This is a genomic window from Stenotrophomonas sp. C3(2023) (assembly GCF_032911385.1).
Taxonomy (GTDB): domain Bacteria; phylum Pseudomonadota; class Gammaproteobacteria; order Xanthomonadales; family Xanthomonadaceae; genus Stenotrophomonas.
On sequence record NZ_JAWJLO010000001.1, the window covers coordinates 943280 to 954061 of the forward strand.

Sequence of the window (10782 nt, forward strand, 5' to 3'; positions counted from 1 at the left end):
AGAGCGGGGCTCTGCCCCGCTGCCCTGCCAGCCGGCTTCAATGCGACCGCTGCACGGCATAACGGGCCAGCCCGCGCAGCGCGGCAACCGCCTCGTTCTCGCCCAGCCCCGCAAGCGCGCGCTCGGCCCGCTCGGCATACTCTTCAGCACGCACGCGGCTGTAATCCAGCCCGCCGGTAGCGTGGATCGCGGCCAGCACCTCCGGCATCGCCGAGGCATCGCCATCCTGCACGATGCTGCGCAGGCGTTCACGGGTAACCGCGTCCGAGTGCGCCATGGCATGGATCAGCGGCAGCGTGGCCTTGCCTTCAGCCAGGTCATCGCCCAGGTTCTTGCCCAGCTCATCGGCGTTGGCCGAATAGTCCAGCACGTCATCGGCAATCTGGAATGCGTAGCCCAGGTTCATGCCGTAGTCGTACAGCGCCTGCTGGGTGGCTTCATCCACGCCGCTGGCCAGCGCACCCAGGCGGGTGGCGGCGGCAAACAGCACCGCGGTCTTGCGCTCGATGACGCGCAGGTAGGCCGCTTCGTCGGTATCCGGGTTGTGCACGTGCAACAGCTGCAGCACCTCACCCTCGGCGATGCGGTTGGTGGTATCGGCCAGAATGCGCATCACCGGCATGCGGTCCAGTTCCACCATCAACTGGAAGCTGCGCGAGTACAGGAAGTCGCCGACCAGCACGCTGGGCGCGTTGCCCCACAGCGCGTTGGCGGTGCTGCGTCCGCGCCGCAGGCTTGATTCGTCCACCACGTCGTCATGCAGCAGCGTGGAGGTGTGGATGAACTCGATGATCGCGGCCAGTTGATGGTGCTCGGCGCCAGCGCCACTGCCGCCCACCGCATGACCGGCCAGCATCACCAGCATCGGGCGCAGGCGCTTGCCGCCGGCGGAGATGATGTGGTCGGCGATCTGGTTGATCAGCACCACGTCCGAAGACAGCCGGCGCCGGATCAGGGCATCCACGGCAGCCATGTCGGTCGCTGCAAGCGACTGGATCTGGGGCAGGCCCAGGGCGGGACGGGTGTCTTCGATGGTGGTCATGCGATCGGGCTTTCAGGCTTGACCTTGATTATAGGCGTTGTGGCGGGTTTGCGTCGGAGGCCGGGGCTGTGGCCGCGTGTGGAGGTGAATACGTATGCAGGCAGCACCATGCCTGGAAGTGCGCGGCTAAGCTGGACGGGTTGAATCTGGGCCCCGCCGCACGGGGCCGCGCACGCCCGGAGGGGGCCGATGTCCAGCAGTCCATGGTGGCGGGGTGCCGTCATCTACCAGATCTACCCGCGCAGCTTTCTCGACGCCAATGGCGACGGGGTAGGTGACCTGCCGGGCATCATCGAGAAACTCGACTACGTGGCAGCGCTGGGCGTGGACGCGATCTGGATTTCGCCGTTCTTCAAGTCGCCGATGGCCGACTTCGGCTATGACATCGCCGATTACCGCGACGTCGACCCGCTGTTCGGCGACCTGGCCGACTTCGACCGGCTGCTGGCCCGGGCGCACGCGCTCGGCCTGAAGGTGATGATTGACCAGGTGCTGAGCCATACCTCGATCGAGCACGCCTGGTTTGCCGAAAGCCGCCAGGACCGCACCAATCCCAAAGCCGACTGGTACGTGTGGGCCGACCCGCGCGAGGACGGTACACCGCCGAACAACTGGATGTCGCTGTTTGGTGGCGTTGCCTGGCAATGGGAGCCGCGACGTGAGCAGTACTACCTGCACAACTTCCTTGCCGATCAGCCGGACCTGGATTTCCACAATCCGCAGGTGCAGCAGGCCACGCTGGACAACGTGAAGTTCTGGCTGGACCGCGGCGTGGATGGCTTCCGGCTGGACGCGATCAACTTCTGCTTCCACGACCGGCAGCTGCGCGACAATCCGCCCAAGCCGCTGGAAAAACGCGTGGGCCGCGGTTTCAGTCCGGATAATCCGTACGCATACCAGTACCACCATTTCAACAATACCCAGCCGGAGAATCTGCCGTTTCTGGAGCGCCTGCGCGCGCTGATGGACCAGTACCCCGATGTCGCCGCGCTGGGCGAGATTTCCAGCGAGGATTCGCTGGCCACGACGGCCGAGTACACCAGCCGCGGGCGCCTGCATATGGGCTACAGCTTTGAGCTGCTGGTCGAGGATTTCAGCGTGGCGTACATCCGCGACACCGTGTCGCGGCTGGAAGCGGCGATGACCGAGGGCTGGCCCTGCTGGGCGGTGTCCAACCACGATGTGGAGCGTGCGGTGACCCGGTGGGGTGGCCACCCGGCCAATCCGCGCTTCGCCCGTCTGGTGGTGGCGATGCTGTGCTCGCTGCGCGGGTCGATCTGCCTGTACCAGGGCGAGGAGCTCGGGCTGGGCGAGGCCGATGTGCCTTACGAAGCATTGCAGGACCCGTATGGCATCACCTTCTGGCCGACATTCAAGGGGCGCGATGGTTGCCGCACCCCGATGCCCTGGAAGGCCAGCGAGGCGGCAGGCTTCAGCAGTGGCCAGCCGTGGTTGCCGATTCCCGCCGGACATCGCGCGCAGGCGGTGGCGCTGCAGGAGCAGGACCCGCATTCGGTGCTCAACGCCTTCCGTGGTTTCCTGGCCTGGCGGCGCAGCCAGCCGGTGCTGACCGAGGGCAGCATCCGCTTCATGGACAGTGACGAGCCGGTGCTGCTGTTCGAGCGCAGCCTGGGGGAGCAGGTCCTGTTGATGGCGTTCAACCTGTCGGCCGAACCGGCCAGGCACCCACTGCCGGCGGGCAGCTGGCACCAGGTGGCCGTACCCGGGCCGGATGCAGGACGCATCGAGGCCGGCGAACTGGTCCTGCCTGCGCACGCGGTGGTCTGCGCGCAGCGCAGCTAGACGATTTCTCCGGGCGGTACTTGGAGGACCCGGCTCCGGCCGGGTCCTCTTTTTGTTTGACGCCCCGCGCGCCTTCACCCGGTGCCGACCTGCAACCATGCTATTTAGCCAATTCGTTGCTAAATGCAATTAATAGTGCGCGCAATTGATACTGAAAACGGTTCCATGCAACCATGCTCCGACCCCCAACGTCACGATGGAAACGTCCGTGGATAACAGCACCGGTCAGCCAATCCACGCTTCATCCCCGTCGTGCTCGCGCCGCCGCTTCCTGCTGGGGTCGGTATCCGCCGTCGTTCTTGCGGCCTGTCAGCGCCGTGACCGATCGACATCCGTCGACCCGTCCAGCGCAGGCAGCGCTCCGCAGGCATATTCGGACGAGGAGATGCGGTTCCTCACGCTGAGCACTGCTCTGACCGGCAAACCGGATCTGGACCCCTTCGTCTCCCGCCGCATCCTCGCCGCGCTGACCGAACAGGAGCCGCAGACCGTTGTCGCCATTCCGGCGCTGATCGCGGTGTCCAAGGCCAACCCCGATCCCGCCGCGATCCTCGCCGCCGCAGACGTGGCCAGACCGGCTGCGCTGTCCATCGTTCGCTGCTGGTACACCGGCACGGTGGGTAAAGGCGTATCTGCCGTGACCGTCGCTTACCGCGACGCGCTGATGCAGCGGCCGGTCGCTGATGGTCTGTTTCCGCAGACCTACGCCAAGGGCGGGCCCGGCTGGTGGGTAGCAACACCGCCGTCGGCAGTGGCAGCCAGCTAGGTCCGAACACTCCAGCCAATCCGTTTTCCGCGTGGTGCCCTGTGCGCCGCGCCAGCCGAGTGATCCCATGAACACACCTCAATTCAAGGATGGCGACGCCGAAGCCGACGTCGTCATCGTAGGCTCAGGCGTCGTCGGCGCTTTGATAGCCCATCAGCTGGCCAAGGCCGGCAAGTCGGTTCTCGTGCTCGAGGCGGGCCCGCGCCTGGAGCGAGCCGAAGTCGTGGCGAACTGGCGCAACGTCAGTTTCGAGCGTCGTCTGGGCAGTGACTTCCAGGGACCGTACCGGCAGTCGCCGCTGGCGACCGCGCCGCTGTACTACCCGGCCAACGACTACGTCGCACTGACCGGCCCTGATGCCAGCAGTTTCCGCCAAGGCTTCATCAAAGCCGTCGGTGGAACCACCTGGCATTGGGCGGCCTCGTGCTGGCGCCACCTCCCGGTGGATTTCAGGATGCGCAGCGCCTACGGCGTGGGCCGGGACTGGCCGATCAGCTACGACGATATCGAGTCGTATTACTGCAGGGCCGAGGAGGCCATGGGTGTATCCGGTCCCAACGACCCTGCCCAGCAGAGTCCGGTGGAGCGCTCCAGACCGTATCTGGCCGACATGATTCCCTGGGGCCACGGTGACAAGGCGTTCGCCGAGGTCGTCAATCCGCACGGCTACAACCTGGTGCCCATCCCGCAGGGGCGGATGATCACGCCCTGGAACGAGCGGCCTGCCTGCTGCGGCAACAACAACTGCCAGCCGATCTGCCCCATCGGCGCGATGTACAACGGCGTGCACACGGTCGACGCGGCTGAAAAAGCAGGCGCTGTCGTACTGGAAGAATCGGTGGTCTATCGCATCGACACCGACGCACAGAACCGGGTGACTGCCGTCCACTGGTATGACAAGGATCGGACGAGCCATCAGGCGCGCGGCAAGCACTTCGTGGTGGCCTGCAATGCACTTGAAACGCCGCGGCTGCTGCTGCTGGCGGCCAACGAGAACAACCCCACCGGCATCGCCAACTCCTCCGACCAGGTCGGGCGGAACATGATGGACCACTCCGGTTTCCACTGTTCCTTCCTTGCCGACCGGCCGATGTGGCTGGGACGTGGTCCGGCGCAGTCGAGCTGCATGGTGGGGCCGCGCGACGGCGCGTTCCGCGCCGAGTACTCGGCCACCAAGATCATCCTCAACAACATCAGCCGCGTGCCGGTGGCCACCGAGCAGGCGCTGGCGATGGGCCTGGTGGGTGAGGAACTGGACGCGGAGATCCGCCGACGTTCGATTTACGGGGTTGACTTGTCGATCAGCCTGGAACCCTTGCCTGACCCGAGCAACCGCCTGACCCTGTCCACCACGCGCGTGGACGGACTGGGTCTTGCCTGCCCGGACATCCACTATTCGCTGGGGGATTACGCACGCAAGGGGTATGACAGGTCCTGCGAGCAGCTGCGCCACATCGGCTCGCTGTTCAACGCCGACGAGTTTGTGATCACCACGGCGCTCAATGCCAACAACCACATCATGGGTTCGACGATCATGGGCAGCGACCCGCGCGATTCGGTGGTCAACGGTGACTGCCGCGCACACGACCACCCCAACCTGTGGCTGCCGGGCGGCAGCGCGATGGCATCGGCCAGCGTGGTGAACAGCACCCTTACCATGGCGGCTTTGGGACTGAAGGCAGCAGATGCCATCGAGCGTGCGCTGTGAAGCGCGCCCTGCTGTTCGCGCTGAGCCTCGCTGCGGGCGTTGCGGCAGCGGCCGCCCATGCCGATGAGGCGGTGGAGCGCGGTCGCTATCTGTCCATCGCCTCTGACTGCATGGCCTGCCACACCAAGCCGGGCAGCGATACGCCGTATGCCGGTGGCTATGCCATCAGCTCGCCGTTGGGGCAGATATGGGCGAGCAACATCACCCCCTCAACGAAGTTCGGTATTGGCAGCTATACCGAGGCCGAGTTCTCGCGCGCGCTGCGCGAGGGCATCCGCAAGGACGGTTCGCATCTGTATCCGGCCATGCCGTACACCGCCTACGCCAAGCTGTCCGAGCAGGATATCAGCGACCTCTACGCATACTTCATGAAGGAGGTGAAGCCGGTGGAGAAGCTCGCGCCGCAGACCCATCTGCCATTCCCCTTCAGCATCCGCAAATCGATGGCGGTCTGGAACCTGCTGTTCCTGGACACGTCGCGGTTCGCCCCCGACCCCTCCAAAGACGCGGCGTGGAACCGTGGCGCCTATCTGGTGGAAGGCCCGGCGCACTGTGCCAGCTGCCACAGCCCCAGAGCCCTGCTGATGCAGGAAGATGCCGGCAAGGCGCTGTCGGGCGGCTCGCTGGGCATGTGGTACGCCCCCAACATCACCTCTGACAAGGTGGGCGGCATCGGTGCGTGGACCGACCAGGAGATCGCGCAGTATCTCAGGACGGGCAGGGTCGTGGGCAAGGCGCAGGCCGGCGGGCCGATGGCCGAAGCGGTCGAGCACAGCCTGTCCCGGCTTACCGACGAAGACATTTCCTCGATCGTCACCTACCTTCGCAGCGTGCCAGCCGTGGCCGACCCCGCTGCAGAGCGACCGGCCGGAGCGTGGCCGCTGCGCGGCGGAAGTACCGCCGGGGAAGCCGCCATCCGCGGCACCGGCGTGCAGCTGGGCAATGGGCAGGCCCTGTATGACGGCGCCTGTGCCAGCTGCCACGGCACCAAGGGTGAGGGGAGTGACGACCAGTACTACCCTGCACTGGTTCACAACACGGCGGTGGGCGCACCCACTCCACAGAATCTCATCGCCACCATCCTTACCGGCGTCGACCGCACCGTTGACGGCAAACATGTGCTGATGCCGCATTTCTCCGCAGGCTCTTACGTACAGCCGCTCACCGATGAAGAGGTCGCCAGCCTGGCGAGCTACGTGCGGCAGGAATTTGGTCCTGGCGGTGATGTCAGCGTGGCGGATGTGAAGATCGCGCGCGCCGGTGGGCCCAAGCCGCTGTTGTTGAAACTGGTCAGCATCGGTCTGCCTGCAGGTGGTCTGGTTGTGGTGATCGGGGCGATCTGGTTCTGGTTCCGCCGCTCGGCGAAGAAAAAGAGGGGCGGCTGATGCGCGCGAACACACTACTGGTTGCCATTGCACTGGCCACCACCGGCCTGCAGGTGCAGGCTGCCGACAGCGACAAGGCCAGCAAAGCCGTCGAAGCGGTGAAGCAGGTTCCGCTCAGCGCCAACCTTCCTGCGCGCCAGTGGCTGCAGGACCGCGGCATCACGCCGAGCGCCCGTGTGGTTGTGGCCACCAGCCACGCCGATGGCGGCTACCGCGGCTCGGGCCTGGCAACGGCCACGCACGTGGATGTGGGAGCCGTCATCGATACCGGCAAGGCGCTGGGTCTGGAGGGTACCGTGCGGATCGTCCTGTCCGACCGCTTCGGTCAAGCGGCGCACGATCGCTATACCGGCAGCTACATCCAGAACCAGGCGTTCTGGGGACAGGGCCAGAATTTCCGTTTGAACGAGGTGTCCTACGAGCGCTCCCTGCTGGACGAGAAGCTGAGCCTGAAGGGCGGTTTTTTCTCCATGGGCAATGATTTCGGCGGTCTGCCCTACGTCTGTAATTTCAACAACAACGGGCAGTGCGGCCATCCGCTGGGACCGATCTACAGCTCGGGCTGGCTCGACAATCCCACCGGCCAGTGGGGACTGCGCGCGAAGTGGTCCGACCCTGCCGGCTGGTATGCGCAGACAGGTGTTTTCGACGTGAACCCCACGCGCAAGCAGGCAGACAACGGCTTCAAGGTGGCGTTGGATGGCAATACCGGTCTGTTTTTCCCGGTGGAGGTGGGCTACGTGCATGGCAGCAGTCAGCGCGACTACGGCGGTACCTACAAGGTGGGCTACTACTGGGACACCTCCAATGCTTCGCGACTGGATGATCCGCAGGCGCGACAGGCATCGCATCGCAGTGGCGCGTACGTACAGCTGGCACAGCGCCTCTGGAAGCCGGAGCAGGAAACCGTGCGTGGCATTTCCGGTTTTGCGATCGGCACACAGGCCGATGCAGCGACCGGCACGCTGCGGCGTTCCTGGGAGCTGGGGCTGAGCTGGCGCGGGCCGCTGCGGTCGCGCGAGGACGATGCGCTCAGCCTCGGGTGGACACGTCTGGACTTTTCCCCGCGCCTGCGCGGCTACCAGCGTCGGAGCGGCGTTCCGGTACAGACCCGCGAAGAGATGATCGAACTCAATTACGGCATGCAGGTCTCGCCGTGGCTGGTGCTGCGTCCTGCGCTCCAGTACGTGAGCCGCCCATCGGGCCTGTCCGAGCGGCCCGATGCGTGGGTGTTCACGCTGCAGGCGCAGGCGACGCTCTGACCAGGACGTAGAGCGGGGCTCTGCCCCGCTGGGGTTATCCAGCACAGCGCGAGGTGCCGGGCAGAGCCCGGCACTACGGGCCACGAAGCCGTCCGGTGCAGCGTAGAGCGGGGCTCTGCCCCGCTGGGGTTATCCAGCACAGCGCGAGCTGCCGGGCAGAGCCCGGCACTACGGGCCGCGAAGCCGTCCGGTGCAGCGTAGAGCGGGGCTCTGCCCCGCTCGGGTGATGCAGCACAGCGCGAGGTGCCGGGCAGAGCCCGACAGGACGGGCCACGAAGCCGTCCGGTGCTGCGTAGAGCGGGGCTCTGCCCCGCTGGGGTTATCCAGCACAGCGCGAGGTGCCGGGCAGAGCCCGGCACTACGTTGGGGCGTGTGCGTCACCGGGCGGCACCGTGACGCAGCGCGTTCTGCCCGAGGTCTGGGCGCGCGCTTGTCTGATGGTGGAGCTCAACAGGTACACGCTACGGTCCACGCATCAGCTCCTTGCGGATGGCGGCGCCGATGCACCAGTTGCGCACGCGAACCCTGACGACACTGCTCATGGTGTGCATGGCGGCGCTTGCTGCCGATCTGATGGCAGGGGCCCTGCTGCTGTGGTGGCTCGACCTTGCTGAGCCGCTGCAGCTGTCGACCTGGTGGCAGCACTGGCAACTGCTGACACTGACCCGCTACCGCCCCGATGCGGTGGCTCTGCGGGTTACCGGTCTGCTTGGTGCGACGTCGTTTGTTCTGCTGTCCGCAGTTGCGGCGGTGCTCATCTGGCAGGCGCGCTCGCGCCGGACGCAGCAGGCGGGCGCCACACCGGGTCTGCTCAACCCCATCGTGGCTGCCACCGCGCTTGGCCTTGGCGCGTGCAGTCATGGGGGTGGCGACGTCGCGCGCACGCTGACCACCCGGCAAGCGCTGTTTGAGGGTGACAAGACGGTGGTCAAGGTGTGGCCGCTGCGGTTCAACCAGCACGCGTGGAGCATCCTGTGTTTTGACACGTTGTACTGCAGGGCCTGGTATGCACGTATGACGCTGGGGGATGACACACCCACCCGGCCTAGTGCCGCCTATGGTCCCGGTTATCTTGAGCACTGGAGTGCCGGCGTCCACGTGGATGGGTTCCCGCCACCGGCCGAGATCAAGTGGCAGACCCGCGATGGCCGCTGGCGCGAAACCCGCATCGACATCGACGCCCTCTTCAAGGACAGACGCGTGCGGCACAACGTACCGCGCGAGGAGGTGCGTGGTGCGCGCAACGGGAGGCCCGCGGTGCCGCCCTCGATCCTGATCGAGGTGAATGGAAGTGTCATCCGGATATACATGCGCGCATGGATCGGTACCAAGCACATGCAGAAGGCAGGCAACGAGTACAGCTACCACCGAGACGATTTGATTCTCGTCAAGACCCTTAATTACTGAACCAGATGGGTCAACGTGGGCAGACTTCTGGACAATACCGGCACCCGACAGCTCATGCAGAGCGATCTGCAGCGCTATGCGTCGCTACGGCAGGAGCTCGCGCAATTGCCAGTCCCTCTGTTACAGGATCGAAGTGATATTCACGACCATCTGTTCATCGCGCTTTTCGACGGCACTGGTCACGACAGTGACGACAAACGGCAGAGGTCATCCAACATCGGTGAGATGGCTGGTCAACTCCGAGCAAAGGCGCCGGAGCTGGCAGGGGAACGCATTCGATGGGACTACGCATCCGGAATAGGCACGCAACCCTTTGCGCCTGCACGTGCATTGGATGGTGTGCATCCTTTTTCATGGGATGAACGCATTGAGAAGATGTACCAGTCCCTCACGAGGTTCTCCGCGGATTGGAAGCGACGCGATCCTGAGGCTCAGGTCCGTGTGATCGCAGTAGGCTACAGTCGCGGCGCGGTCCTGGTGCCGGGATTTGCCCGCCTGGTCGATACGTACGGCATCGCCGCAGACCCGGAAGAACTCCGCTTTGGCCGCGATCGCCATGGCGCCATCACCGTGGAAACCGGCCTGCCCAGACTGGCTGAGCCCGGAACCGTCGCCCAGGCGGTTGGCCTGTTTGATCCCGTGGCCACCGGGATGCCGCGTCATTACGATGCCCGTCTGCCGCCATCGGTGCTGTCGGGCGTCTCACTGCTGGCAGCGGACGAACAACGCCGCTGGTTTCCGCACCAGCTCATCATCGGGCAACAGGTCAGTGCGGATGGACGCTTTCTGGGGGCAACCGTGCCCGGTGGCCATGCGGATGTGGGCGGTGGCAACGCGGCGACCGGCCTGGAAGTGCAGGCGTTCAACCACATGGTCGACTACCTCAATACGCTCAGCGATCAGCGTTTGTTTACGCACCGCCCGGTTCCGGGCGACGCCCGCGCGTATGTGGTGCACCAGCAGCGCGGTGTAACAGCGGGGTGGGGCCTGGCGATGGACCGGGATGGTCAGCGCAATCTGCGGCACGCGTTGGCCGACTGCACCGTGGTCGATATCTGTGGTGCTTCCGAACCGGTGAATCAGCGGTTGGCTGCACGGTTCACTTACCGTCACCCGCGCGTGCAGGACGTTGCGCTGCGACCGGAGTTACCTGCCCACGCGTTGGCACCGGTGCCGATGAATGATGTCGAGCGGGCACTGCTGCCCGATGTGAGTGTGTCGTTGCCGTGGCACGCGCCGGAGAGCCCGACCCGGGGCAGGGCGCGCTGATACAGCACGTAGAGCGGGGCTCTGCCCCGCTGGGGTGATCCAGCACGGCATGAGCTGCCGGGCAGAGCCCGGCACTACGGGCCACGAAGCCGTCCGGTGCAGCGAAGAGCGGGGCTCTGCCCCGCTGGGGTGATGCAGCA

8 protein-coding genes are annotated in these 10782 nt (G+C 65.6%); 7 read left to right on the forward strand and 1 reads right to left on the reverse strand.

The window, feature by feature from the left end:
• Positions 1–37: 37 nt before the first annotated feature.
• A complete protein-coding gene (locus RZA67_RS04105; protein WP_317211333.1) occupies positions 38–1042 on the reverse strand; it encodes a polyprenyl synthetase family protein in 1005 nt (334 codons plus the stop codon).
• 189 nt (positions 1043–1231) lie between these two features.
• Here RZA67_RS04105 and RZA67_RS04110 point away from each other — a divergent pair, with 189 nt between their 5' ends.
• The 7 genes from RZA67_RS04110 to RZA67_RS04140 all read left to right on the forward strand — a co-directional run bounded on the left by RZA67_RS04110 (position 1232) and on the right by RZA67_RS04140 (position 10642).
• Positions 1232–2845 (forward strand): alpha glucosidase, encoded by a 1614-nt coding sequence (locus RZA67_RS04110; protein WP_317211335.1) that lies wholly within the window; start codon positions 1232–1234, stop codon positions 2843–2845.
• Positions 2846–3053: 208 nt separating this feature from the next.
• Positions 3054–3611, forward strand: a complete 558-nt coding sequence (locus RZA67_RS04115) for a sugar dehydrogenase complex small subunit (protein WP_317211336.1) — start codon at positions 3054–3056, stop codon at positions 3609–3611.
• Positions 3612–3678: 67 nt separating this feature from the next.
• Positions 3679–5319, forward strand: a complete 1641-nt coding sequence (locus RZA67_RS04120; RefSeq protein ID WP_317211337.1) for a GMC family oxidoreductase — start codon at positions 3679–3681, stop codon at positions 5317–5319.
• On the forward strand, positions 5316–6704 hold the full coding sequence (locus RZA67_RS04125; RefSeq protein WP_317211338.1) for a cytochrome c: 1389 nt from the start codon (positions 5316–5318) through the stop codon (positions 6702–6704). The genes RZA67_RS04120 and RZA67_RS04125 overlap by 4 nt, the downstream gene beginning before the upstream one ends.
• Positions 6704–7966, forward strand: a complete 1263-nt coding sequence (locus tag RZA67_RS04130; protein WP_317211339.1) for a carbohydrate porin — start codon at positions 6704–6706, stop codon at positions 7964–7966. The genes RZA67_RS04125 and RZA67_RS04130 overlap by 1 nt, the downstream gene beginning before the upstream one ends.
• Positions 7967–8515: 549 nt before the next feature.
• Positions 8516–9373: a hypothetical protein gene (locus tag RZA67_RS04135; protein WP_317211340.1), complete on the forward strand. Its 858-nt coding sequence runs from the start codon at positions 8516–8518 to the stop codon at positions 9371–9373.
• Positions 9374–9388: 15 nt separating this feature from the next.
• Complete coding sequence (locus tag RZA67_RS04140) at positions 9389–10642, forward strand: DUF2235 domain-containing protein (protein WP_317211341.1); 1254 nt, start codon at positions 9389–9391, stop codon at positions 10640–10642.
• Positions 10643–10782: the final 140 nt, after the last annotated feature.